This window comes from Kocuria salsicia (assembly GCF_039532055.1).
Lineage (GTDB): Bacteria > Actinomycetota > Actinomycetes > Actinomycetales > Micrococcaceae > Kocuria > Kocuria salsicia.
In genome coordinates, this window is sequence record NZ_BAAARF010000026.1 from 1 (window position 1) to 25,037 (window position 25,037).

The following is a 25,037-nucleotide window of genomic DNA, read 5'->3' on the forward strand; positions in this document are numbered from 1 at the left end:
CACCCGCCGACGCCACTCCGCGATCGGGAACATCGCCCCGAACGCCTACGAAACCGCCGCCTCCGCTACGCTCACGGAAGCGGCATAACCGAAACGACACCGTGTCCACGATTCGGGGTCAAGGCCCAAGTTTGCTTCCCGGGCACCGAGCTTCATGGCAGCACCGAGGAAGTATCCCCGATGAACTTCGGGACAGTGCCACGAGGATGGCCATGGGCGCGCGACGGGATCCGGCGACGCCGATCGGCTGGCTGAGTTGGAGAAGGAAGTGCGTGAGCTTCGCCGGGCGAACGCGATCCTGCGATCGGCCGCGGTTTTTTCGCAGCGGAGCTCGACCGCCCACAGAGATGATCGTGACGTTCATCGACCAGCACAAGCACGAGTTCGGCGCCGAACCGGTCTGCCGCACGCTCACCGCAGCGGGCACCCAGATCGCGCCGAGCACCTACCCACGCGTTCACGTCCCGCCCGCCCTCGAAGCGGGCACTGCGCGACGAGGAACTGCTGGTCGATATCCGGCGCGTGCACGCGAAAAATTTTGGGGTCTACGGCGCGAAGAAGCTCCACGCCCAACTGCGCCGGGAAGGGGTCGGGGTGGCGCGTTGCACGGTCGATTCACGCCACACCTGTTACAGCGACGACGGCGTCTCGACCCATCAACGTCGCCGGTCAGTACATCTCGTGAGGCTCGTCCCACGCGCCAGGTGACACGCCCGGGTCTCTGAGGCGCCAGTGGTTGCGTCAGCTCGTCTCACCATGCGACCTCGCCTTTTTGCCACTCACGCATACGCCCTACCGTTCCCTCATGACCACCCCGCCCGATTCCGCCCCGCCTCTCCGCTACAGCCACGGCCACCAGCCAGCGGTCCTCGCCTCCCACGGAACGCGGACGGCCGCGACCAGCTGCGCCTACTTCCTCGACCGCCTGCGCCCCGGAATGCGAATTCTGGACCTGGGGTGCGGCCCCGGTTCAATCACCCTGGACCTGGCGGAGCTCGTGGGCCCCACCGGGCAGGTGGTCGGCGTCGACTTCTCCGAGGACGCCGTCGCCGCGGCACGTGAGAACGCGCGGAGGCGGGCGGACACGACCACCACGTTCCTCGCCTCCGACCTTTTCACCGTGGACGTCGAGACCGGTTCCTTCGACGTGGTCCACGCCCACCAGGTGCTCCAGCACGTTCCCGACCCCGTGGCGGCGCTGCGCGCGATGGCTATGCACTGCGCCGAGGACGGAATCATCGCGTGCCGCGACGCCGACTACGGCGCCATGGTCTGGCACCCCGAGAGCGCGGGTCTCGACCGTTGGCGGGAGACGTACTGCGCGAGCGCCCGGGCTCTGGGCGGCGAACCGGATGCCGGGCGGCGGCTGCGGGCCTGGGCGCACGAGGCCGGGCTCGACGTCGAGACCGCCCAGTCCTCCACATGGACCTACGCGACCCCCGAGTCGACGCGCTGGTGGGGCGATTCCCAGGCCGAGCGCGTCCGCACCTCGGGTTTCGCCGACCGAGCGCGGGAAGAGGGCCTCTCCCCCGACGAGGTCGAGCAGATCGCCTTCGCCTGGCACGACTGGGGCCACTCCCCCGACGCCTGGTTCTGCATGCCCCACGGGGAGGTCATCGCCCGCCCCGACTTCGCAGCACGATGCACAAGGGTCTGACCACCCTCAGCGAGCCGCGGACAGCGGGGTTCTCATGGCTCCAGTCGTGGTGGGCACGTTGCGTGAGCGAAACACACTCTCGCGGCGGGGCCTGTCCAGGCGATTCAGGACCTGTCATTCGAGCTGCCGAACGATGGGCACGAGACAGTCGATCTCGCCCTCACGTCGGTAACTCTCAGTCGAGGGCCGGGTGGGGTCGTGCTCCGCCTGCCCAAAGAGGACGTCGAATGCTTCGCCGATCTGTCCGTAGACCTCTGGCACGTCGCCCCGCAGACGGAGCCTCAGGTAGGCACCACCCGGAATGGTTGTCTCGTCCAGGTCTAGAGGGTTGTCGACGTCACGCTCCACACGGACTGAGCACATTCGGTAGACATGCCGTCCGCCGTAGAGGAGTCCCAGCATGCGCCGCCCCTTGAGGGAGTCGAAACCGTGCTCAAATTCGGGTCATCCAGCCCGGATGTTTGAAAGGTTTAAGGGGACATCCCGACTCAGCGCCGGAAGATCTTCAAGGGTAACCACATCGATCCGGCCCAGGGCATGGCGAGTTGGACAGTTGCTCATGTGAGAGGTCTAGCCGAGATTTTGGCAAGTTTCCAAGCACTCCCGGCAGACGAGTGGCGTCAAGGGCAGTTTTTCCGAGCGGAACTGTCGGGGTGTCCCGCGGCCCGTTTCGATGGTGGCGATGCGAAGGGTGGCCACCGGGGTGTGGAGAGCGCCCCGGAGGCAATGTGATCGGCCAGCCGTTCTTCAACGAACCGCCCGGCATGACACCACTCCGCGCCTCACACAGGCCGGGCACGGCGCCGTCGGGAGACGCACACCCCCCGCCAAGGGTGGGCGCCTCGATCACGCACTGCCGGCACAGACCGGCGCGGGTGGTCCTACGACTCGCAGCCGCAGGACTGCTCCTGCTCCCCCGCGCAGCAGTTGCCCTTGGCGGGAGCGGGGACGCCCAGGACCGGCGAGCGGTCGAAGAAGCTCTCGGGGCGCAGCCTGTGCGCGACCGGGTGGCCCAGGCGATTGGTGTGCTCGACGCTGGAGACGACCCAGGTGCGGCCCACGGCCGCGTCGGCGTCCCGCACGGCCTCCCTCTCGGTGGCCAGCACGGTGCACTTGCGCGTGAACGCGTTGCCGCGCGGGCTCACGTCCGAGGACAGGGACACGCGCACGGCGTCTTCCTCCTCTTCCAGGCGGCAGGGGCCGCCGTCGAGCGCGACGTCCAGGCGCGCCGAGAACACGTGCTGGCGGAACGGCCCACCCAACCTCGGTGCGATCTCGCGCGGCTCACCGCGTCCCGTGACCACCACGGGCGAGAGGTGGGTGATCTCGCCGGCAGTCGCAGCCGAGCTCCAGCGAGTTGGCCCACTGGCCCACCAGGTACTCCCCGGTGTCGAAGTAGTTCTGCCAGGAGCGCACCTGGGATGGATCACCGTAGGGCACCATCATCTCCGCGATGGCCGCGCGGTCCAGGATGCGGCGCTTCTGCCCCTTGTCCTCGAACGCGATGCTGTGCAGCACCAGCCCCTCGCGCATGTCGAAGCCCACGTCCAGGCTCCACTTCTCCCACTCCATGTGGTTGCGGCCGGTCACCGTGAAGGACGGGCCCTCCGGCTGGATGATCTCGATGGGCTTCTGGGTGGTGCACGGGGCCCGATCAGCTCCGGGTCCGAGTATTCGCCGTGCTCCTCCGGGACGGGCACCAGCTCGGGGTCCAGCACCTGGTCCACCATGTGGCTGGTGACGTCCACGCGGGCTTGTGATCCTCCTTCTGCAGGAACGGGAGGCCGCGCAGCATGCGCCGCCCCTTCTCCTCCGGGTACTCGAACACGCCCGCGGACAGTGGTGCCACCCGGACCTTCTCCACAGGCAGGCCGCAGCGCTCCAGCGCGGCGAGCCAGCGCTTGTCGGTCGAGTGGGTCTGCTCGACCATCTCGAACTCCTCCTCCAGCACCGGTGGCGGGCCGGTCACGTAGCCTGCTGGGATGCGCTCGCTCCGCCCGCTTCCCGCCCGCCCCGACGACCACGACGACGGGCCACCGCCCGAGAGCCGCTACCAGCACCTAGACGACAAGGCCGTGCGCGCGTCCGCGGCCGCCCTGCAGCGCAGGATCTACTCCCGCTTCCCCCAGCGCAGCCTGTGGGAGGTCTGCGGTGAGCTGATCGCCCTGGTGGACGAGGTCACCGAGGGTGGCGGCATCAGCCGGCACCGGATCCGCACCGCCCGCGCCCTGTCCCGGCTGGGCGTCCTGGCGGTGCTGCTCGTCTTCGGCACCGCCATCACCCTGGCGGCGCTGAGCATCTGGGCGGACCCGGATGCCCTCGGCCCGGTGGACTGGCTACCCCTGCTGGAGACGGTGGTCAACGACCTCGTCTTCGCGGGCATCGCCATCTTCTTCCTGCTCGCGGTGCCGCAACGCCTGGAGCGCGCCCGCGTGCTGCGCGTGGTGCACCGGTTGCGCTCGCTCGCCCACGTGATCGACATGCACCAGCTCGTGAAGGTCCCGGAGCGCCTGCCCGCCGCCAGGGTCTACACCGAGGACGCGCGGGAGGACGAACCGGCACTGACGCGCGCACAGATGACCCAGTACCTGGACTACTGCACGGAGATGCTCTCGCTCGTGGGCAAGACCGCCGCACTGTTCGCAGAGGACACCACGGACGCAGACGTGCTGGACGCCGTGGAGGGCATCGAGGCCCTCACGTCGGACATGGCGCGGAAGGTGTGGCAGAAGATCGCGATCATCCAGGAGCAGGGCGGCTGACCACCCACCGCGCGGGGGTGCCCGCCCCGCCGTGAAGACCCGCAGAGCGGGGAGCACCGCACAGGCCACGAGGCCCGCGACCGAGGAGCGGACCCCGAAGCCCGGGACGCACGCCAGCAGCACCATCAGACCGATGGCGGGTGCCCCCTCTCCGATGCCCGCGGCCACGAGCACGGGACACCCGAATCGAGGCAGCGGGCCGCGGGTCAGTGCAAGGCCCAGGGAAAGGACGAGCACGAGGGCTCACCGTGGCCACCGCCGTGAGGCCCAGGTGCCGCCAGCAGGCGGCGAGGAACTGCTCGGGGCGCCGGTACAGAAACTCCCCCACGGGCCTGCCCCCTCTCTGCTCGACACATCCAGACCCGTGGACCAGGGCTCGGACGAGTGGTCAGGTTCGGTTGGCCGCCCGAGGGGCGACGTGGTGATTGCCCATCACAAGGTGGCTGCTTGTTGACGGTGCGTCCACATTTCTACCCGGATGTACTTGCGGCAGTAACTATTTCCCAGGTAATGTGTTGAGTATTCCGGCGGCCTCCCGGGCCGTCCCCCGACAAGGAAGTGGTTCCCGTGTCCCTGCTCATCCAGCGCCCCGATCCCCGCAGCCTGCGCCGCCGTCCGGCGGACGACCTGCTCTCCGACGGCACCACCATGGGTGCCGTGGAGCTGCTCGTGAAGGACCTGGACGGGATGATCGCCTACTACTCCACCGGCGTGACCCTGGACGTCCTGCAGCACTCCGGGGACACCGCCGTACTGGGCCACGACGGCCGCGTGGTCCTGCGCCTGCGCCGCGTCACGGACCTGCCATCCTGGCGCCCGAACCAGGCGGGCCTGTTCCACACCGCCGTGCTCTTCGACGACGACGCCGCCCTGGCCCGCGCGCTCGCCTCGATGGCCCGTTTCGCACCGGGCACCTTCACGGGTTCCGCGGACCACCTCTACAGTCAGGCCTTCTACTTCACGGACCCCGAGGGCAACGGCGTGGAGCTCTATGCCGACCGCCCCCGGGAGACCTGGCAGCGCGAGGCGAACGGCCTGCTCAGCCTGGCCTCCAACTATCTGGACCCGAACGAGTTCTTGCGCACGAATCTGTCCCTGGAGGCGCCACAGCCGACCACGGCACCGGCCTCCACGCTGGGTCACGTCCACCTGCAGGTGGGCGACATTCCCACCGGGCGCGAGTTCTACGTGGACACGCTCGGCTTCGAGGTGATGAGCGACGCCGGGTCCGCCCTGTTCATCTCTGCGGGCGGCTACCACCACCACATCGCTCTGAACACGTGGAACAGCGCGGGCGCCGGTCCGCGCGCCGCGTCCCTGGGCCTGGGCCAGGTCAACATCGACCTCCCCACCGGCGAGGAAATCGCCGCACTGGAGGAGCGCCTCACGGACCACCGCGTGGCCACCCGCCACGATGGCGCCGTGCTGCGCTTCGAGGACCCCTGGGGCACGCTCATCCAGGTCGCGCAGGCCCCCGCGCCGGGCGTCGCCTGACACTGCCCGCCCCGTCATGTCGGCTTGCTACAGTCGCCAGGGAAAAGGCCCCGACCGGCCACCACACCACCGCAGGAGGTTCTCATGAGCCAGCACGCACCCACCACCGCACGGATCGCCGGGATCGAGCAGGAGATCTTCCGGCTGAACCTGGGCGGGAACACGTTCGGGTGGACGAGCGACGAGCAGCAGTCCTTCGACGTCCTGGACACCTTCGTGGCCGCGGGCGGAAACTTCGTGGACACCGCGGACATGTACTCCGTGTGGGCCGAGGGCCACGAGGGCGGGGAGTCCGAGACGGTTCTGGGGCGCTGGTTCGCGGCGCGCGGCAACCGTGACTCCGTGGTGCTCGCGACCAAGACCGGTGCGCACCCGCAGTTCCGCGGCCTGGCTCACGACACCGTGGTGGCTTCTCTCGAGGCGTCCCTCGACCGGTTGCAGACCGGCTACGTGGACCTCTACTACGCACACTATGACGACGCGGACACGCCCATCGAGCAGCAAGTGGAAACCTTTCACGAGCTCGTGGACTCCGGGCGCGTGCACGCAGTAGGGCTGTCCAACTACTCGCCGCAGCGCATGCGCGAGTTCTTCACGGTGGCCCGCGAGCGCGGCATGGCGGTTCCCGCGGCCATCCAGCCGCAGTACAACCTGGTGCACCGCCGCGATTTCGAGCGGGACTACGCCGCGATCGCCCAGGAGTACGACGCTGCCGTGTTCCCCTACTTCTCCCTGGCCTCCGGCTTCCTCACGGGCAAGTACCGCACCACCGATGACCTCGAAGGAGCGGCCCGCGAGCAGATGGCCCGGGAGTACGTCTCCCCCGAGGGCTTCGCGGTTGTGGAGGAACTGGTCTCCGTGGCGGACAGGCACCGCGCCGAGCCGGCCACCGTGGCCCTCGCATGGCTGCTCGCCAAGGGCGTCACCGCACCCATTGCTTCCGCATCCTCCGCCGCGCAGCTGTCCTCGCTGGTGGCGGCGCCCGCACTGCACCTGGGCGCGGACGACATCGCCGCACTGGACCGGGTGTCGCAGCCCTTCGCGTGAGGGGACGCTGGGTGCACGCAGCAGACGCCGCGCGGCGGCGTCATGATCGTGTCGCTGACAGCGGAACCGGCGGGGACACCCTTGCCAGGGAAAGTGCCGCGGTGCCACAGTGGAGCCACCAACCAAGAGAAAGGATTCTCGACAATGGCTGAACTATCCGGCAAGAAGATTCTCGTTCTGGTGACCAACCAGGGCGTGGAGCAGGACGAATTGAAGGTGCCCCTGGAGAAGTTGCGGGCTGACGGGGCGGAGGTTACGGTGGCCGCCCCCGAGACCGGCGAGGTGAAGTCCCTCGTGGGCGACTGGGACCGGGGGGAGACCTTCCCCGTGGACCAGACCATCTCCAGCGTCAACGAGTCCGAGTACGACCTGCTGCTGCTGCCCGGCGGGACCCTCAACGCAGACGCCCTGCGCTTGGACCAGGACGCACAGAAGACCGCCAAGGCCTTCGCGTCCTCCGGCCGCCCAGTGGCCGCCTTGTGCCACGGCCCGTGGCTGCTCGTGGAGACCGGCCTGGTGGACGGAAAGACCCTGACGTCCTACCCGTCTGTGAAGACGGACATCGTCAACGCCGGCGGCAACTGGGTGGACCAGGAGGTCAAGGTGTGCCCCGCCAAGGAGTGGACCCTGATCACCTCCCGCAACCCCGGTGACCTGGACGCGTTCGTGGGCGCCATCGAGGACCAGCTCACGGCCTGATCCCCACGCTCACACCGCACCACGTCGGCGGGCCCCACCACCCCGGTGGGGCCCGCCGTTCTCGTGGGTCAGCCTGCTGGTTCCTGCCGCCCGGCGTCGCCCACCGGGGTGGCCGGCCGAGGGGCGCGCGACCGGCGCGGCCGCTCAGCAGCCGTGGGCGGTCAGCGGCCCAGCACGTTCCTCAGCGCGCCGAGAATGAGCGTCACCGACTCGGGGCACGCGTTCGGACCCATGAGTCCGATGCGCCACACGGTGTTCGCGTACTCCTTCACCCCGGGGCCGATCTCGATGTTGTAGGTCTCCAGCAGCTCCCTGCGGACGGCTGCGGAGTCCACTGCCTCGGGAACCTTCACGGTAGTCAGCTCCGGCAGACGGTACCCCTCCCGGGCGAACAGCTCCAGGCCCATCTCCTGCAGACCGTCCTGCAGCGCACGGCCAGCGGCATCGTGACGGGCGCGGACGGCGTCGAGTCCCTCCGCCAGGACGCGGCGCAGACCAGCCTCCAGGGAGGCGACCATCGCCACCGGCGCGGTGTGGTGGTACGTGCGGGTGGCCCCGGAGGCCTCCCCCACGTAGCCGCCGAGCATACCCAGGTCCAGGTACCACGAGCGGGGCTTCTCCACACGGCGCTCCCAGGCGCGGTCCGACACGGTGAACGGAGCCAGACCGGGAGCCACGCCCAGGCACTTCTGGGTGCCGGCGTAGCCGATGTCGATCCCCCACTCGTCCGCCTTCAGCTCGATGCCGCCGATGGAGGTCACGGCATCCACGAGCAGCAGCGCATCCCCCTTGAGCGCGCCGAGAGCGGCGATGTCCGAGCGCACACCCGTGGAGGTCTCCGCGTGCACGGCGGCGATGATCTTGGGTGAGGGGTGCGCGGCGGCCACCTTCTGGGCGTCCACGGGCTCACCGAAGGGAAAGTCCACGCGGGTGACCTCGGCGCCGCAACGGGCAGCGACATCGCACATGCGCTCCCCGAACAGGCCGTTGACCGCGATCACCACGGGATCCCCCGGGTTCACGAAGTTCACGAACGCCGCCTCCATACCAGCGGAACCGGTGGCCGAGAGCGGGAGCGTGCGGCGGTTCTCGGTGCCCCACACCGTCCGGAGACCGTCGCAGGCGCTGTCCATGACGGCGAGGAACTGGGGGTCCAGGTGACCGAGCAGCGGACGGGCCAGCGCCTCGGTGGCCTCCGGGTACGGGTTGGTGGGGCCTGGGCCGAACAGGTGGCGGACGGTGAGGATGTCGCTCATGGAAGGGTCTCCTGACTGCGCCATCCGAACTCGCGTCCTCGCGGGGCGGTGTCCGCGGGAGCACCGGCGGACGGCGGCGCGCGTTGGTGTGCGGGGCCGCCTCCAGCGTAGAGCCAGATCACACCCGGCGCGATCCCCGCGCGCGCAGATGCAGGCGCTGCACGTCTGCCGTCATTCCAGGCTCACCCGCAGACCGGCAAGATATTGCCTTCTGGGCTCCGCGGCGACCTCGAACTCGTCCGAGGTGGCCTATCGGCAGGATGCTGCCGCTCGCGGCAGGAAAGTCAGCGCGAGCACCACGGCCGCCACGATCAACCCCGCGATGCACAGCACCGCCCCGTTCCATCCCGCGGCGGTGAAGGGCACGCCCACCGCGTAGCCGAGCACTGACGAACCGCCGTAGTAGAGCAGGGTGTACAGCGAGGACGCCTGGGCGCGCCCCTCTGTGGCGAGGGCGGGAACCCACCCGTTGGCCACGGAGTGCGCCGCGAAGAACCCGGCCGTGAACACGAGCAGCCCCGCCACAATCACGGGCAGCCACGGCACGGCGGTGAGCAGCAGACCCGTGAGCATGACCAGTGCGGAGCCGAGCAGCACGGGGCGGCGTCCGAACCGCCCCGCGAGGCCGCCGGCCCGTGCAGAGGACCACGTGCCGGAGAGGTACGCCAAAAACAGCACGGACACCACACTCTGGGGCACGCCGAACGGCGCCTCGCCCAGGTGGAAGCCGATGTAGTTGTAGACGGCCACGAACCCGCCCATGAGCAGGAAGCCCTGCAGGTAGAGCGTGAGCAGCCGCCGGTCCCGGAGGTTGAGCCACAGGTGGGAGAGCAGTCCCTGCTCACCCGTGAGCCGCACCGGTTGGGGCGTGAACCCGCGCTGCCGTGGCGCGAGCACGATGAACACCACCGCAGCCGCAGCGGCGAGCAGGGCAACGACGGACGTGCCCACCCGCCAACCGAAGAAGTCCGCGAGGGGTGCGGCGACGATCCGCCCGAACAGTCCGCCCAGGCTGGTCCCGGAGATGTAGGTCCCGGCGGCCACTGCGCCGTAGCGGGGGCTGACTTCCTCCGCGAGATAGGCCATGGCCACCGCCGGGATGCCGCCCAGGGCCATGCCCTCCACAAACCGCGGGGCCACCAACGCCTCGAACGTGGGCATGAACCCCATGAGCACGCCCAGGCACGTGGCCGCCACGACGGCGATCACCATGGCCCGCAGCCGCCCCCACCGGTCCGAGACGAGCGACCACGGGATCACTCCCACCGCGAGCCCCAGCGTGGCCGCAGAGACGGCGAGCGCGGACTGGGCGGCGTCCACGTGCAGGTCCTCGGCCATGATGGGAAGCACGCCCTGCACCGAGTACAGCTGCGCGAACGTGGCCACGCCCGCGCACAGCAGCGCCACAAGGATGCGCCGATAGCCCGAGCTCCCCCTGTCGTAGCCCTCCCACGCCCTGCGTGACGATCCCATACCCGGATGCACCTCCTGCTGCGACTGCCCTGCCCGGGCAGCTGCGTCTTCCCGGGCCCGGCCGTACCATTCGTGCACGACCTCGGCCAGGGTACGCCCGGTGCGCGCCCGGGCCCGGGCCGCTCCCACGCGAGGTTTCCGTGCGGCGTCGTGCGGGAGTCACGCGGAAGCGGCGGCACCGCCCCGGACACGACGACGCCCGCGTCCTCCCTGGGGAGGACGCGGGCGAACGGTCATTCTGGCGCGGGGCACACCGCTCCGCGCAGTGTCAGGAGCCGGCGACGGTGGAGGCAAGCCGCTCGAGGGACTCCTCCAGAACCTTCTCGCCGAAGAGCGGGAAGCTGATCTTCTTCGTCACCTTGGGGTTGGCGTGCTCCCACGAGTAGGTGAGGGTCACGGTGGTGGAGTCCGAGCCCTCGGGCTGCAACTCGTACATCCACTCCCAGCCGTTGTCCTCCACGGTGGTGCCCTCGGGGCAGGGCTTCCACGCGATGAGCTTGTTGGGGTCAAGACCGGTGACGTGGTTCTCCGTCTTGTAGTCCCCACCCATCATCTCGGCGTGCATGTTCATCACGAAGACGTCGCCGACGTTCTGGATGCGCTGGTCCGTGCCGGAGACGACGGTTCCGGAGGCGTCCAGGCTGGGGTGCTTGGCGGGCAGTGTCAAGACCTCGAAGATCTCCTCCGCCGGGGCGTCGATGACACGGCTGACGGTAATGCTCTTCTCGCTCACGAGGTACCTCCTGTGGTGGTGACGTGTCTCTGTTCCGTTTCAGAGTAGCCAGGACCGGGGCTGGGTGTTCAAGTGTTTTTGCGGTGGGCGAAGAACCTCGCGCCGTTCGGGCGGCCTGCTGGCTCGGGCCGCGGTGGCTGCGCGGGCCCCGGCCGCGGCGCCTTCTCCGGCTGACCGGCCAGCTGTGCGAGGCCCAGCAGGTGGTGGGCGAACCCGAGCTCGGCGCGACCCTCGAACCGCGCGGAGGTGATGGCCCGGATCCGGTCCGTGGCCTCGATACGCGCTCCCGTCCGGTGCAGCGCGGCCACGAGTGCCTCATCCTCGCTGCACTCCAGTGGCGGAAAGCCCCCGGCGCGTTCGTAGCACGCCGCACGAACCCCCATGCTGGCGGCATGGATGTGCGGGTGGCCCTCCGCAAGCGTGTGCTCCCGCTGCCACAGGCGGTACACGGCCACCGGGCACTCCGAGGGGTCCGGTTCCACGGTGCCGAGGACCACGTCCACCCCGTGCGCCGCACGCCCCAGCTGGTGCGTCAGCCAGTGCGCGGGCACGGCGGTGTCCGCGTCCGTGGACGCGATCCACTCCGGCCGACTGTTCGCCAGGGCCCACGACGCCGCGGCCGCCCGGGCCCCGCCCGCGCTGCGCCACGTCCCCGTCACCACCTTTAGCCGCGCTGCCTCTGCAGCCAGTCCCGACGCCGCCCACGCGGTCCTCGCGCGTTCCACCGTGCGGTCGGTGCACGCGTCCGCGGCGAGCACCACCGTCACGTGGAGCGGCGTGGACACGACGGGTGCGGCGGGAGGCGACGGCTGGGCGCCGGCGAGCGGCGCGGCGGCGGCGTTGCCCGGTCCCGCAGGCTCCGGTGTCGCAGAGCTGGGCAGGGGTGTGGATCGCGACGGCGTCCCCGTCATGCCGGTCACGGCGCAGGCCGACGCGATGGCCGCGGCCACCGACGTGATGCACCGCCCCACGCGCTGCTCCTCGTTGCAGGCCGGGACGACCACGGCCACCCGGTGGATCACGGCTCGTCCCGAGGCACGAGGTCGAAGATCTCCAGTTCGAAGTCCCGCTCGCGATGGCTGACCACGCGCCTCAGCTCCGGGCGGCGGCGGGCCTCACGGTGCACGTCCGCACCGTCCAGCGGCCAGTCCGCGATGGGGTGGCGCCAGTGGCACAGCACCAGGTGCCCGTCCGGTCGCAGAGCGGCCACGCAACGCCCGAGCAGCTCGTGCCACTGCACGGGAGAGCAGAAGTAGCCCATCTCGCTCACGACCACCAGATCCCGGCCGGTCCAGTCCTCACGCCAGTCCGCGGGCAGCACGGCGTGGACGAGCTCGACGTTCTCGAGGTCCTCCTCCGCGAGCCGGGCGCGGGCAGCGCGCAGGGCGACGTCGCTCGCGTCCACCGCGGTCACGGCACCCGCCCGCTGGGCGAGCTCCGCCGTGAGCGCGCCCGTGGAGCAGCCGATGTCGAGCACGCGGTCGTAGTGCTGCCAGGGCAGGCTCGCGAGCAGCACATCTCGCTTGCGCCGCTCGTACCAGGAGGTGTCCACTCCCCAGGGGTCCGCGGTGGCCGTGTGCACGCGGTCGAAGACCGCGCTCTGGTCCGGGGTCGCCACCACGAAGAACTCGGCCGGGCGCTCGAAGTGCGCCAGCACGTGCTCGCCCAGCAGCACTTCGTCCCCGGGACGGTCCGAGAGGGGGCGCACCTGGGTCACGTGGTGGTCGAGGGCGGCGCGCTTGGCGGCACGGTCGACGTCGCCGAGCGGCACCCGCACGAGGCCGCGCGGCAGACGCGTGGGCGAGCCCCAGTGCCACAGCCACACCGGGAACTGGACGCAGCGCACACCTCGCGCTCCGGCGGCGAGCGCCACGGTGCGGCCCAGGGTGTCGTGGTCCGTGTGGCCGTCCTGCTCCCACGTGGAGAGCACCAGGGGCTTCCGGCCCTGCTCCGCCCACGCGACGTGCTCCGCCACCGGGGCGCGCAGCTGCTCCTCCGTGAGCGAGCCGTCCGAGAGGTCCAGGAAGTGGGGGGCGGCGTCCGGGCCCACGAGCGTGCGCAGGGCGGCCACCATCTCCTCGCGCCGGACCTCGGCCAGCTCGTGCGAGGCGTACGTGGTGGAGTCCGGGTGCGAGTTCTCCCCGAGCGTGGCCACCACCACGCGGACGTCCGCCCCGGCCCGCACCAGCCGGTGGACGGTACCGCCCGCTCCGAGGGTCTCGTCGTCCGGGTGGGCGGCGAAGACGACGACCCGGTCCACCCCGGCCAGGTCCAGTTCCGGGGCGCGGTACAGGGCGCCGCAGCGGGCCCACTGCGCCTCCGGAGTGCCGGGGTCCCGGTGGTCGAAGCTCACCACGGGGTGTCCTCCTCCCCCAGCTCGAGCAGTGTGCGGCCGAGGGCGGCGGTGTCCCTCTCCGCGTGGTCCTGGCGGATGTAGACCTGCAGGGACTCCACACGCCGAATGTGCGCCGGGTCCCCGGTGAGCGGGCCGGGTCCCGTGGCGCGGGAGACCACGCGGATCACCGTCTCGGCGGCGTCGGCGACCGTGCGGCGCACGCGCAGGGCCCAGGCCGCGCCACGGTCCCCGGCGGCGTCGCCGTCGTCCACCGCGAGGGCTGCACGGTCCAGGACGGCGCGGGCGGCGCCTAGCTCGAGGTCCAGGCGGCCGAGAGCGGTGAGGGCGGCGTCGTCCGGCGGGCGGCGGGGGTGTCGCAGCTGCTCCCAGAGCAGGTCCGCGACGGCCTGCGCGCCGCCCAGCCAGACGGCCGCCACGCCCATGCCGCCCCACGCGAAGCCGGGGCGCGTCAGGTACCACTCGTCCGCGCCCAGCGGCTCGGCGGGGACGTGCTCGAAGCTCACCGGCACGGTGGTGACCTCCGCGAGGCCGTGCGAGGTCCACTCCGAGGCCGGTTCCGGGGCGAACCCGGGGTGGTCCGTGGCCACGACGAACGCGCGGCGGTGGCCCGTGGGGTTGCCGTGGGAGTCCGCCACGTGGGCGGTCACGACGGCGCGCGTCACGGAGTCCGCGAGCGAGCACCACGGCTTGGTGCCGGTGAGCGTCCACGTCTCGGCGGGGACGACGCCGCTCGCCGCCGGGGCGCCGGGGCAGGTTGCGGGGTGGCCGGGCAGCCCGGGGTCGGTGGAGCGGGTGGGATCGGTGTCTGCTGTCTGCTCCGGCGACGCCGCCGGGCCGCTCGGCGTGGCCAGCAGCGGCTCCCCCGGACCCTCGGCAGCCCACACGGCCCAGGTGTCGTGGTCGCTGACGAGGTCCACGCGGCCGGCCTGCCGCAGGATCGCAACGGCGTCCAGGTGGGGCTCGATGATGCGCGCGCACGCCAGATCGGTGCGCCCGAGACCGCTCAGTGAGCGCCACAGCTCGGCCGTGCGCCCCTCCCCCGGGGCGGGCAGCCGACACCCGAGCTCGCGGGCCCGGTCCAGGGCGTGGTCGACGAAGGCACGCACGGCCTGCGGATCGGGGACCGCGGCGGGCGGAAATGGGAGTTCTGCATGCACGGACACAAACATCAGCCTACGTGCAGTGATGGGCGTCTCCACCGCACCCCGCCGGGGGTGGGACGGGTCCTACGATGAAGACACACGACGGAAAGGCGCACCCATGTTCACGCTCGACCCCCACACCACCACCCCGGTGTACGAGCAGCTCGTGGAGTGCGTGCTGCGGGACGTCTCCACCGGCGAGCTCGCGGTGGGCGACAGGATCCCGCCGGTGCGCGCGCTCGCCGCTGAGCTGGGTCTCGCCGCGGGCACCGTGGCCAAGGCCTACCGCGAGATGGAGACGCGCGGGATCATCGAGACGCGCGGGCGCAAGGGCACCTTCATCGCGCAGGGCCGTGACGAGCGGAACGACGCCGCGGCGCGCGCCGTCGTCGACTACCTCACGGTGGTCGCGGACCGCCTGCACTACTCGCCGCAGGAGTGCGTGGCGCTCGTGGAGCGCGCGCTGGACCGCCGCGCCCAGGGCTGACCGCCCCTGTGGCCGCCCGGAGTACCCGGGGCCCGATGCCCCGAGCTGCCCCTGTGCGGGGCTGACTGCGCCAGGGACTGCACCGCGGCAGGTGCCCCGTGCCGCCCGTGGCCGGAACGACGTCGCCCTGCCATCCACCGGTCACGGTGTCCAGCAGGGCGAGGCGCGGTCTGCAGTCGTGCGGGTGGCTCAGTCCTCCCGGTCCCGCCCGCCGTGGCGCACCACGAGCGAGAGCAGCAGCGCCGCGAGGCAGAACACGGCCAGGAGCATGAGGCCTACGAAGTAGGAGTTGTTCTCCGGGTCGTAGGTGGCGCCCATGACCAGCGGCGGGAAGTAGCCGCCCAGACCACCGGCCGCGGCGATCACGCCGCCCACGGTGCCCACGTTCGCCGCCGGCGTCGCCCGGCCCACCCACGCGAACACGCCGCCGGTGCCGAGGCCCAGGAACAGTGCCATGAGCAGGAACAGCGGACCGTACACGTGCTCGCCGCTGGGCTGGAACGCCACGAGCACCGCGCACACGATGGTCCCGGCCAGGGACAGCAGCGTGATGACCTTGGGCCCGAGCTTGTCCGCGAGGGTGCCGCCCACGGGGCGGGCGATCACGGCCGCGACCGCGAAGCCCGCGGTGCGGGTGCCGGCGGCGGTGGGGTCGTACGAGTAGACGTTGGCGAGGTACGTGGGCAGGTAGTTGGAGAACGCCACGAACGCGCCGAAGACCACGGCGTAGAGGAAGCACAGCTGCCACGTGACCTTGAGCTTGAACGCCGCCTTCAGCTTCGGCACCACCGGCTCCACGGGGACGCCCGCGCGCGCCGGGGAGTCACGCAGCATGAGCCAGCACAGCACCGCACTGACGGCCACGATCGCGGCGATGATCACGTGCGTCGTGAAGTACCCGGTGGCCGCCACGAGCCGCGGGGTGAAGAACGCGGAGACCGCGGTGCCCACCATGCCGGCACCGAACACGCCCGTGGCGAAGCCCTTGCGGTGGGACTCGTACCACGCGGAGCAGAACGGGATGCCGATCGCGAAGACCGTGCCCGCGATGCCCAGGAAGAACGCGACCACCACCAGCAGCGGGAAGTTGTGCATTCCCCCCACCACGCCGGTGAGCAGCACGAGCGGCGCGGTGACCCCCAGGATCACCGTGAACATCAGCCGCCCGCCGAACTTGTCCGTGAGCGCCCCCACGGGCACGCGGGCGATCGAGCCCACGAAGATGGGCATGGCCACCAGGATGGCCGTCTGCCCCGGGCTCAGGTGCATCTCCGTGGCGTAGCGCTTGGACAGCGGCCCGATCACGGTCCACGCCCAGAACCCCACGGTGGAGGCCAGGGTGGCCAGCACGAGGTTCCTGAGCTGGCCCTGCTTCAGGTTCGGTGTCGCCGCGGCGACGGGGGCGGTGGACATGGTTCTCCTCGGTGGGTGCGGGTGCCGCGGCTGCGGCGGGGTGACGGGTGGGGAGGGACGACGACGGCGCACGGCGGGTGCGCGGCGTCGCTACCGGGTGCGCTCCGAGCCGGAGCGTTCAGAACCGGTGCCCTCGCGCCCGGAACGGGACTGCCCGGAACCGGTGCGCGTGGAACCGGAGCCTGTGGAACCGGAGTGCTCGCGCGGAGGGCGCGTGCGGCGTCGTGTGCTCGCGCGGTCCTGGGTGCCGATGGGCTCCCAGCCGCGCCGGTAGTTCACCGAGCCCGCGCGGGGCGAGTCCCCCCGGGAGCGGTAGACGATGTACGGGCGGAAGAGGTAGTGCAGGGGCGCGGTGAACGCGTGCACCAGGCGGGTGAAGGGCCACACGGCGAACAGCGCCATGCCCCACAGCACGTGCACGTGGAAGCTCGTGGACGCGGCGGCCATGGCGCCCACGTCCGGCTGCAGGATCCACAGCGAGCGGAACCACGGGGAGACCGTCTCGCGGTAGTCCACGGTGGAGGGGTCGAACACGGAGAGCACCGTGGTGGCGAGCCCTGCCAGCAGGGCGCCCACGAGCATCACGTACATGAACTTGTCGTTGTTGGTGGTGGCCATGAACACGGGACCGGTCAGACGGCGGCGCACGATCAGCAGCACCAGGCCCACCAGGGTGCCCACACCGGCCACCGAGCCGATGGACAGCGCCAGGAAGTGGTACGCGTGCTCGGACATGCCCACGGCCTCGGTCCAGGACTTGGGGATCACCAGGCCCATGATGTGTCCCGCCAGCACGGCCAGGATGCCGAAGTGGAACAGCGGGGACGCGATGCGCAGCAGACGGGACTCGTAGAGCTGCGAGGAGCGGGTGGTCCACCCGAACTGGTCGTACTTGTAGCGCCAGATCAGCCCGCCCACCAGGGTCAGCATGACCACGTACGGCAGGACTCCCCAGAGCAGGATGTCGATCACGTTCACGGGTTTCCTCCGGTCATGGGCAGCAGGCGGGGGTCGTAGGCGTCCAGGCCCACTTCCTCGGTGGGCGGGCCGTAGCCGGCCATCCGGGCCACGGCGGACTCGTCCTCGGGCGAGGGCCCGGGCAGGGTGGAGCAGATCAGCTCCACCGCGCAGGCCTGGGGCAGCTCGTCCCGGACCAGCGCCAGGCGCAGCAGCTCCAGGGACGGGCGGTAGCGCTGCAGCAGCTCGAAGCCGTCCTCCGCGGAGACGCGCGCGGCGAACTCGAGCACCACGGGGAGGTGGTCCGGCAGCTCCTCGTCGCCGAACTCGCAGCCGTGGGAGCGGTAGACCTGCTTGAACGCGGACAGCGCCTCGCCGCGGCGTCGGGTGTCCCCGTCCGTCCAGTAGGTCAGGTGCAGGCTGTGGCGGCGGGAGAGGTCGAACTCCTGGACGTACTCGCCCTGGATCTCCCGCAGGTCCGGCCCGCGCAGCCACCCGGTCAGCGGCGCGATCCGCTGCGGGTCCACGCCCACCTCCTCGAGCGCGCTCTCCAGCAGCGGCAGCTGCGCCACGAGCTCCGGGCTCGGGTAGCTCAGCAGCAGCCCGGCGCACTGGCGCACCACCGCGGAGCGCTGCGGCGTGCGGTCACGGTAGCCGGGGACCTCCACGGTCCCCTTGCCGGGCTTGCCCAGCAGGTTCGCGAGCAGGCCCATCACCGGCCCCCGTCCGCGCCGGCGGTCCCCTGGTCCGGGCGGGAGCCGGGGTTCGACGACGTCGCCGCGAGGCTCGCCGCGGCCTCCTCGGCCTCCGAACCCTGGCCGATCCGGGCGGGGAACAGTCCGGACGGTGTGCCGTTGCCGTCCCAGTTCAGCAGGTTCACGCGCCCGGACAGCTGGTCGTTGCCCGTGGGGTCCTCCCCGCGCTGACGCGCCTTGAGCGCCGCGAAGTTCTCCACCGCCACGGGGGCGGGGCGCCCGGAGGCCTCCCCGAACACACCGGTCTGACCCATTCCGGGGCCGCCGTCCACGTCCAGGGAGCAGCCGATCTCCTCCAGGTTGTGGGCGTCCTCCACGTGCGCGGCGGGGATCACGTAGCGCTCGTCGTACTTGGCGATCGCCATCAGCCGGTACATCTGCTTGATCTGCGCACCGGTCATGCCCACCGCCTCCGCGATGCTCTCGTCCGGCTCGTCCCCGAGCGTGATGTCCCGCATGTACGCCCGCATGGCCGCGAGCTTGCGCAGCACGTCCGTGATCAGCTCGGTGTCCCCCGCGGTGAACAGCTCCGCGAGGTACTCCACCGGGATCCGCAGGGACTCGATCGCCCCGAAGAGGTTCTCCGGGTCCTCGCCGTCGTGGCCCTGTTCCTTGAGGAGGTCCACGATGGGCGAGAGCGGCGGCACGTACCAGACCATGGGCATGGTGCGGTACTCCGGATGCAGCGGCAGCGCCACCCGCAGGGTCTTGGCGAGCGCGTACACCGGCGACTTGCGGGCGGCGTCCAGCCAGTCCTCGGGGATCCCGTCACGCCGGGCGGCCTCGATGACCTCGGGGTCGTTCGGGTCCAGCATGAGGTCCAGCTGCGCCTCGTACAGGTCCTGCTCGTTCGGGGTCGCGGCCGCCTGGGTGACCTTGTCGGCGTCGTACAGGAAGATGCCGATGTAGCGCATGCGGCCCACGCACGTCTCCGCGCACACGGTGGGGATGCCCACCTCGATGCGGGGGTAGCAGAACGTGCACTTCTCGGCCTTGCCGGACTTGTGGTTGTAGTAGATCTTCTTGTACGGGCAGCCGGTGATGCACTGGCGCCAGCCGCGGCAGCGGTCCTGGTCCACCAGCACGATCCCGTCCTCGGTGCGCTTGTAGATGGCACCGGAGGGGCACGAGGCCATGCAGGAGGGGTTGAGGCAGTGCTCGCACAGCCGCGGCAGGTAGAACATGAACGTCTGCTCGAACTCGAACTTGATGCGGTCGTTCGCGTCCTTGCGCAGCTTCTCCACCACGGGGTCCAGGTGACCCATCTCGGTGGCGCCGCCGAGGTCGTCGTCCCAGTTCGCGGACCACTCGATCTTGGTGTCCTTGCCCGTGATCAGGGACTTGGGGCGCGCCACGGGGAAGTCGTCGCTCGCCGGAGCGTTGACCAGGTTCTCGTAGTCGTACGTCCACGGCTCGTAGTAGTCCTTCAGCTCCGGCTGCACCGGGGACGCGAAGAGCTGGGCCAGCTTCTTGAGCCGCCCGCCGGACTTGAGCTTGAGATTGCCCCGCTTGTTGAGCTCCCAGCCGCCCTTCCATCGGTCCTGGTCCTCGTAGCGGCGCGGGTAGCCCTGCCCGGGGCGGGTCTCCACGTTGTTGAACCACACGTACTCGGTGCCCGCCCGGTTGGTCCACGCCTGCTTGCACGTGACGGAGCACGTGTGGCAGCCGATGCACTTGTCCAGGGTCATCACCATGGCAACTTGCGACATCACACGCATCAGTACTGAACCTCCTGGGAACGTTTGCGGACCACGGAGACGATGTCCCGCTGGTTTCCGGTGGGCCCCATGTAGTTGAAGGCCCAGGACAGGTGGGCGTAGCCACCGATCATGTGGGTGGGTTTCACGAGGATGCGCGTCACGGAGTTGTGGATGCCGCCGCGCTTGCCCGTGGTCTCGGACTTGGGGACGTCGATCGTGCGCTCCTGCGCGTGGTGGACGTAGACGACGCCGGGCGGCATGCGGTGGGAGACCACGGCGCGTCCCACGAACACACCGTTGGTGTTCACGCACTCCACCCACTCGTTGTCCGAGACCTCGATGGCCTGGGCGTCCTGCGGCGCCATCCACACCGTGGTGCCGCCGCGCGAGAGCGAGAGCATGAACAGGTTGTCCTGGTACTCGGAGTGGATGGACCACTTGTTGTGCGGGGTCAGGTACCGCACGGCGATGGACAGCTCCCCCTTGTCGCCGAGCTGCGGCTCGCCGAAGAGCCGGTGCATGTCCAGCGGCGGGCGGTAGACGGGGAGCATCTCTCCCATGTCCTTGAGCCAGTCGTGGTCCAGGAAGAAGTGCATCCGCCCGGTCAGGGTGTGGAACGGCTTGAGGCGCTCGATGTTCACGGTGAACGGCGCGTACCGGCGCCCACCGGTCTCGGAGCCGGACCACTCCGGGGAGGTGATCACGGGCACCGGTGCCTGCTGGGTCTCCTTGAAGGTGATGAGCTTCTCCTCGGAGCCGCGGGCGAGGTCCGCCAGCGGCTTGCCCACCCGCTTCTCGAGAGTCTCGAAGCCCTGCGTGGCCAGCGCGCCGTTGGTGGTGCCGGACAGGCTCAGGATGGCCTCGGCCATGCGGGCGTCCGAGTCCAGGGCGGGCCTGCCCTCCGCCGCACCGGAGTCGAAGACGCCGTGCTGGCGGCCCAGCCGGTCCACCGTGGCGGAGACGTCGAACGTCACGTTCTTGGTGGTCAGCCCGAGCTTGTCCGCGAGCGGGCCGAGGGCCACGAACTTGTCCCCGATCGCCGTGTAGTCCCGCTCCACGATCTTCATGGGCGGCAGGTTCTTGCCCGGCACCGCGGGGATGTCCGTGCCCTTCCAGTCAGGGACGTGACCGCCCGGCTGGGCGATCTCCCCGGGGGTGTCGTGCTGCAGCGCGGTGGCCACCACGTCCTTGCGGGTGTCCAGGTGGCCCACCGAGAGCCGGCTGACCTCGTCCGAGAGCAGCTGGAACAGCTTCCAGTCCGTCTTGGCCTCCCACGGCGGGGTGATCGCCGGGGTGAACGCGTGCACGTACGGGTGCATGTCCGTGGAGGAGAGGTCGTACTTCTCGTACCACGTGGCCGCGGGGAAGACGACGTCGCTGAGCAGCGTGGAGGACGTCATGCGGAAGTCCGCGGAGACCAGCAGGTCCAGCTTCCCCTCGGGGGCCTCCTCCCGCCAGCGCACGTCCTGCGGCTTGGCCTGCGCGTGGTCCTCGCCGCGCACGCTGTGGTGCGTGCCCAGCAGGTGCTTGAGGAAGTACTCCTCACCCTTCGCGGAGGAGCCGAAGAGGTTGGAGCGCCACAGCACGAGCGTGCGCGGCCAGTTCTCCGGGGCGTCCGGGTCCTCGACGGCGAAGTTCAGCTCCCCGCTCTTGAGCTTCTGTGCGATCCACTCGGGTTCCGACGCCGCCTCGCCGCGTTCCACACCGGCGATCGCCGCGTCCGCGACGTCCAGCGAGTTCTCGTGGAACTGCGGGTAGAACGGCATCCACCCCAGGCGGGTGGACTGTGCCACGACGTCCGCCGTGTGCATGTTCTTCAGGTGTCCCTCGGCCAGCGGGGACTGCAGCGAATCCGAGGAGTAGCCGTCCGAGCGCCACTGGTCCGTGTGCATGTACCAGAACGCGGTGCCGATCATGAACCGCGGCGGGCGCACCCAGTCGTTCGCAGAGGCCATCGCGGCCCAGCCCGTGATGGGGCGGGCCTTCTCCTGGCCCACGTAGTGCGCCCAGCCGCCGCCGTTGCGGCCCTGGCAGCCGCACAGCATGAGCATCGCGAGGATCGCCCGGTAGGTGGTGTCACCGTGGTACCACTGGCAGATGCCCGCGCCCAGGATGATCATGGACCGGCCGTGGGACTTCTCCGCGTTGGCAGCGAACTCCCGTGCCGTGCGGATCACGGCCTCCGCAGGGACGGAGGTGACCTCCTCCTGCCACGCGGGGGTGTAGGGGGTGGCGGCGTCGTCGAGGCCCGCGGACCACTCACCGGGCAGGCCGTCGCGGCCCACGCCGTACTGCGCGAGCATGATGTCGAAGACCGTGGTGACCGTGCGCCCGGCCACCGTGGTGGTGGGAACGCCGCGGTGGATCACGGAGCCCACACCCGTGGGGTCCGTGAACGCGGGCAGCTCCACGGTGCTGACCCCGCCCTCGTAGCCCGCGGAGTCCGCCACGGACAGCGCCGGCAGGGTGTCCCCCAGGTCCAGGTTCCAGCGGCCCTCGTCCTGCTCGTTGTAGCGGAAGCCCATCGAGCCGTTGGGCACCACCGGGCGGTGGGTGTGCCGGTCCAGCAGCACCGTCTTGAACGCGGGGTCGGCCTGCCCCGCGGCGTCGTCGTCCCCCGCGGCCGCGAGGTCCTCGGCCGTCACGAACTTGTCCGGGACCACCGTGCCGTCCGCCCGCTGGTCCAGCGAGACCAGGAACGGGAGGTCCGTGTACTGCAGGACGTACTCCTCGAAGAACCGCACCCGGCGGTCCACGAAGTTCTCCTTGAGGATCACGTGGCCCATGGCCATCGCGAGCGCGGCGTCCGTGCCGGCCTGCGCGGGCAGCCACTCGTCCGCGAACTTGGTGTTGTCCGCGTAGTCCGGGCTCACCGAGACCACCTTGGTGCCGCGGTAGCGGACCTCCGCGAGCCAGTGGGCGTCCGGGGTGCGGGTCACCGGGATGTTCGAGCCCCACATCATGAGGTAGGTGGCGTCCCACCAGTCCCCGGACTCCGGGACGTCCGTCTGGTCCCCGAAGACCTGCGGGGAGGCCACGGGCAGGTCCGCGTACCAGTCGTAGAAGCTGTTCATGACCCCGCCGATGAGGTTGATGAACCGCGCGCCGGCTGCGTGGGAGACCATCGACATGGCGGGAATCGGCGAGAAGCCGGTACAGCGGTCCGGGCCGTACGCGGCGATCGTGTGCACGTGCGCGGCCGCCGTCATCTCCACGGCCTCCTGCCACGAGGCGCGTACCAGCCCGCCCTTGCCGCGGGCCTGTTGGAACTCACGGCGCTTCACGGGGTCGTTGACGATCGACTCCCACGCGAGCACCGGATCGTGGTGGAGCTGCTTGGCCTCGCGGTACATCTGCAGCAGCACACCTCGCACGTACGGGTAGCGCACACGGGTGGGCGAGTAGGTGTACCAGGAGAACGCCGCACCGCGGGGGCAGCCCCGGGGCTCATACTCCGGACGGTCCGGCCCCACCGAGGGGTAGTCCGTCTCCTGGGCCTCCCACGTGATGATGCCGTCCTTGACGTACACCTTCCACGAGCACGAGCCCGTGCAGTTCACGCCGTGGGTGGAGCGGACCACCTTGTCGTGACTCCACCGGTTGCGGTAGAAGGAATCGCCCGCACGCCCGCCCTCGCGGAAGACGGCGCGGCGGTCCGGCGTCTCGTCCCAGCGGGAGAAGAAGCGTCCCATTTTCAACAGCGCGTCGGATGCCGGTCCGTCGATCCCGGCCGGGGTCTGGGTGGTAGCCATACCCGAATGCTAAGCCCTTTTGGCATTGCTGATGCGGATTAAATTGGGCGTGGCGATGTTCCCTAATTCGCGCTCTGACCTGCGGAAATACCACACACTTAGGTGACCTAATCGTCCGCCCGAACCGTGTTCGACCTGGTCCGGGCGGCATCTCGGGCCCGGCCGCGCGCCCGCTCAACCCGCGCGGACGCCGTCGGACCGCTCCCGCCGCCGCCCCTAGACTGGTGTCTCATGAAGTCGATCGTCGCGCCCCTCCTGCTCGTGGTCACCGCGGCCGTCCAGGCCATGGGGGTCTACCCGTACGTCCAGGACGGCATCACGCTCGCCGGGCAGCTGCTGTTCCCCATCCTCTTCGCGCTGGGCGCCGCCTACCTCGCGCGCAAGGGCCGCCCCGGCGTCTTCGGCACGGCCCACCTGCTGGTGACGATCCTCGCCGCGGTCCTGCTGGTGCTCTCCCTGGTGGGCATGAGCCAGCGGATCCCCTCGCTGTACCCCACGATGATCCTGTACTACATCGCGTTCGTCCTGCTGGCCGTCGAGTGCGGGCTGCGGATCGCGGGCCTGCCCAAGAAGCCGCGCCCCGCGGACGAGGACCTCGAGCTCGACGACGCCGAGTCCACCCTCTGAGCCGTGGTCACCCCCGGCTCCGGTTCCGTTCCCGGTTCCCTGCCAGACCCCGCGTCAGAACGGGCCTGGCACGACGCCGCTGACGCCGGCACAGGGGACGACGGAGCAGCAGACAGTGCCCCCGGCGTCGAGATCCTCACGCGCTTCGACAGCCTCGTGGTGGCCGGCGGCCGCTCCTCCCGGCTGGGCGGGACGCCCAAGGCCAGACTCCCGCTGCGGGGCTCCACGCTGCTGGCGCACACCGTCGAGTCTGTGCGCCCGTTCGGCACCGTGGTGGTCGTGGGGCCGGAGGACCAGCCGCTGCCCGAGGACGTACTGCGCACCCGTGAGGACCCGCCCTTCTCCGGCCCGGCGGCGGCGATCGCGGCCGGAGCCGCAAGTCTCTCCCCCGTGGCCGCACGCGCTGCCTGGACCGCGGTGCTGGCGTGCGACATGCCCTTCGTGGACCGCGCCCTGCCGGCGCTGCGCGCGGAGGCGGCCAGGGCGGCGTCGTCGACGTCCTCCTCGGACGGAATGATCGCCGTCTCCGCCGAGGGGCGCCGCGAGAACCTGGCCGTACTGGTGCGCACGGAAGCCCTGGACCGCGCGCTCGACGCCGCGCCCACGACCGACGCGCCAGTGCGCTCCGTCTGGCGGCACCTGGACCTGACCGAGACGCCGGTGCCGGAGGACAGCACCGCGGACGTGGACACGTGGGATGATGTTCACAGGCTCGATCTGCACTGAA

At 70.6% G+C, this 25,037-nt stretch carries 21 protein-coding genes, 1 pseudogene and 1 other annotated feature; of the genes and pseudogenes, 9 read left to right on the plus strand and 13 right to left on the minus strand.

Annotated elements, in window-relative coordinates; genetic code table 11:
* The first annotated feature begins 309 nt into the window (after positions 1–309).
* Positions 310–440, plus strand: a sequence feature (AL1L pseudoknot).
* Positions 441–501: 61 nt separating this feature from the next.
* On the plus strand, positions 502–708 hold the full coding sequence (locus tag ABD264_RS12495; protein ID WP_363785251.1) for an IS3 family transposase: 207 nt from the start codon (positions 502–504) through the stop codon (positions 706–708).
* A 97-nt stretch (positions 709–805) separates the two neighbouring features.
* A complete protein-coding gene (locus ABD264_RS12085; protein WP_145011165.1) occupies positions 806–1,657 on the plus strand; it encodes a methyltransferase domain-containing protein in 852 nt (283 codons plus the stop codon).
* 114 nt (positions 1,658–1,771) lie between these two features.
* Here ABD264_RS12085 and ABD264_RS12090 read toward each other — a convergent pair whose 3' ends face one another.
* Both ABD264_RS12090 and ABD264_RS12095 read right to left on the minus strand, forming a co-directional pair.
* Entirely contained in the window at positions 1,772–2,059 is a 288-nt protein-coding gene (locus ABD264_RS12090) for a hypothetical protein (RefSeq protein ID WP_244944836.1), read from the minus strand.
* 479 nt (positions 2,060–2,538) lie between these two features.
* Positions 2,539–3,626 (minus strand): annotated as a pseudogene (locus tag ABD264_RS12095) (copper amine oxidase); the annotation flags it as partial.
* Between the two features lie 13 nt (positions 3,627–3,639).
* On the opposite strand from ABD264_RS12095, the gene ABD264_RS12100 reads away from it, so the two are divergent.
* From ABD264_RS12100 to ABD264_RS12115, 4 genes are all read left to right on the plus strand, one after another.
* Positions 3,640–4,419: a hypothetical protein gene (locus ABD264_RS12100; RefSeq protein WP_144943262.1), complete on the plus strand. Its 780-nt coding sequence runs from the start codon at positions 3,640–3,642 to the stop codon at positions 4,417–4,419.
* Positions 4,420–4,977: 558 nt separating this feature from the next.
* A complete protein-coding gene (locus ABD264_RS12105; protein WP_425554337.1) occupies positions 4,978–5,913 on the plus strand; it encodes a VOC family protein in 936 nt (311 codons plus the stop codon).
* A gap of 84 nt (positions 5,914–5,997) precedes the next feature.
* Complete coding sequence (locus tag ABD264_RS12110) at positions 5,998–6,960, plus strand: aldo/keto reductase (protein ID WP_012399061.1); 963 nt, start codon at positions 5,998–6,000, stop codon at positions 6,958–6,960.
* 144 nt (positions 6,961–7,104) lie between these two features.
* Positions 7,105–7,659, plus strand: a complete 555-nt coding sequence (locus ABD264_RS12115) for a type 1 glutamine amidotransferase domain-containing protein (RefSeq protein WP_012399062.1) — start codon at positions 7,105–7,107, stop codon at positions 7,657–7,659.
* A gap of 161 nt (positions 7,660–7,820) precedes the next feature.
* Here ABD264_RS12115 and ABD264_RS12120 read toward each other — a convergent pair whose 3' ends face one another.
* From ABD264_RS12120 to ABD264_RS12145, 6 genes are all read right to left on the minus strand, one after another.
* Positions 7,821–8,915 (minus strand): pyridoxal-phosphate-dependent aminotransferase family protein, encoded by a 1,095-nt coding sequence (locus ABD264_RS12120; protein ID WP_144943264.1) that lies wholly within the window; start codon positions 8,913–8,915, stop codon positions 7,821–7,823.
* Positions 8,916–9,164: 249 nt separating this feature from the next.
* Positions 9,165–10,388, minus strand: a complete 1,224-nt coding sequence (locus ABD264_RS12125) for an MFS transporter (protein WP_344206277.1) — start codon at positions 10,386–10,388, stop codon at positions 9,165–9,167.
* A 268-nt stretch (positions 10,389–10,656) separates the two neighbouring features.
* Positions 10,657–11,121, minus strand: a complete 465-nt coding sequence (locus ABD264_RS12130) for an SRPBCC domain-containing protein (protein ID WP_344206279.1) — start codon at positions 11,119–11,121, stop codon at positions 10,657–10,659.
* Between the two features lie 68 nt (positions 11,122–11,189).
* Positions 11,190–12,143 carry a glycosyltransferase family 2 protein gene (locus ABD264_RS12135; RefSeq protein ID WP_344206281.1) on the minus strand — a complete coding sequence of 318 codons (954 nt, stop codon included), beginning with the start codon at positions 12,141–12,143 and terminating at the stop codon, positions 11,190–11,192.
* Positions 12,140–13,477 carry a PIG-L family deacetylase gene (locus ABD264_RS12140; protein ID WP_344206283.1) on the minus strand — a complete coding sequence of 446 codons (1,338 nt, stop codon included), beginning with the start codon at positions 13,475–13,477 and terminating at the stop codon, positions 12,140–12,142. Before ABD264_RS12140 ends, ABD264_RS12135 begins: the two co-directional genes overlap by 4 nt.
* A complete protein-coding gene (locus tag ABD264_RS12145; protein WP_425554339.1) occupies positions 13,471–14,640 on the minus strand; it encodes an acyl-CoA dehydrogenase family protein in 1,170 nt (389 codons plus the stop codon). Before ABD264_RS12145 ends, ABD264_RS12140 begins: the two co-directional genes overlap by 7 nt.
* Positions 14,641–14,737: 97 nt before the next feature.
* Here ABD264_RS12145 and ABD264_RS12150 point away from each other — a divergent pair, with 97 nt between their 5' ends.
* On the plus strand, positions 14,738–15,106 hold the full coding sequence (locus tag ABD264_RS12150) for a GntR family transcriptional regulator (RefSeq protein WP_344206288.1): 369 nt from the start codon (positions 14,738–14,740) through the stop codon (positions 15,104–15,106).
* A 189-nt stretch (positions 15,107–15,295) separates the two neighbouring features.
* On the opposite strand, the gene ABD264_RS12155 is transcribed toward ABD264_RS12150, so the two are convergent.
* The 5 genes from ABD264_RS12155 to ABD264_RS12175 all read right to left on the minus strand — a co-directional run bounded on the left by ABD264_RS12155 (position 15,296) and on the right by ABD264_RS12175 (position 23,683).
* Complete coding sequence (locus ABD264_RS12155; protein WP_055083596.1) at positions 15,296–16,519, minus strand: MFS transporter; 1,224 nt, start codon at positions 16,517–16,519, stop codon at positions 15,296–15,298.
* A gap of 90 nt (positions 16,520–16,609) precedes the next feature.
* Positions 16,610–17,497: a respiratory nitrate reductase subunit gamma gene (narI, locus tag ABD264_RS12160; RefSeq protein ID WP_344206290.1), complete on the minus strand. Its 888-nt coding sequence runs from the start codon at positions 17,495–17,497 to the stop codon at positions 16,610–16,612.
* Positions 17,494–18,189: a nitrate reductase molybdenum cofactor assembly chaperone gene (gene narJ / locus ABD264_RS12165; protein WP_055083592.1), complete on the minus strand. Its 696-nt coding sequence runs from the start codon at positions 18,187–18,189 to the stop codon at positions 17,494–17,496. Before narJ ends, narI begins: the two co-directional genes overlap by 4 nt.
* Positions 18,189–19,949 (minus strand): nitrate reductase subunit beta, encoded by a 1,761-nt coding sequence (gene narH, locus ABD264_RS12170; RefSeq protein ID WP_290499193.1) that lies wholly within the window; start codon positions 19,947–19,949, stop codon positions 18,189–18,191. Before narH ends, narJ begins: the two co-directional genes overlap by 1 nt.
* Positions 19,949–23,683: a nitrate reductase subunit alpha gene (locus ABD264_RS12175; protein ID WP_144943272.1), complete on the minus strand. Its 3,735-nt coding sequence runs from the start codon at positions 23,681–23,683 to the stop codon at positions 19,949–19,951. Before ABD264_RS12175 ends, narH begins: the two co-directional genes overlap by 1 nt.
* Positions 23,684–23,914: 231 nt before the next feature.
* On the opposite strand from ABD264_RS12175, the gene ABD264_RS12180 reads away from it, so the two are divergent.
* Both ABD264_RS12180 and mobA read left to right on the plus strand, forming a co-directional pair.
* Positions 23,915–24,310 carry a hypothetical protein gene (locus ABD264_RS12180; protein WP_094393455.1) on the plus strand — a complete coding sequence of 132 codons (396 nt, stop codon included), beginning with the start codon at positions 23,915–23,917 and terminating at the stop codon, positions 24,308–24,310.
* A gap of 3 nt (positions 24,311–24,313) precedes the next feature.
* On the plus strand, positions 24,314–25,036 hold the full coding sequence (mobA, locus tag ABD264_RS12185) for a molybdenum cofactor guanylyltransferase (protein ID WP_344206294.1): 723 nt from the start codon (positions 24,314–24,316) through the stop codon (positions 25,034–25,036).
* Position 25,037 lies beyond the last annotated feature (1 nt).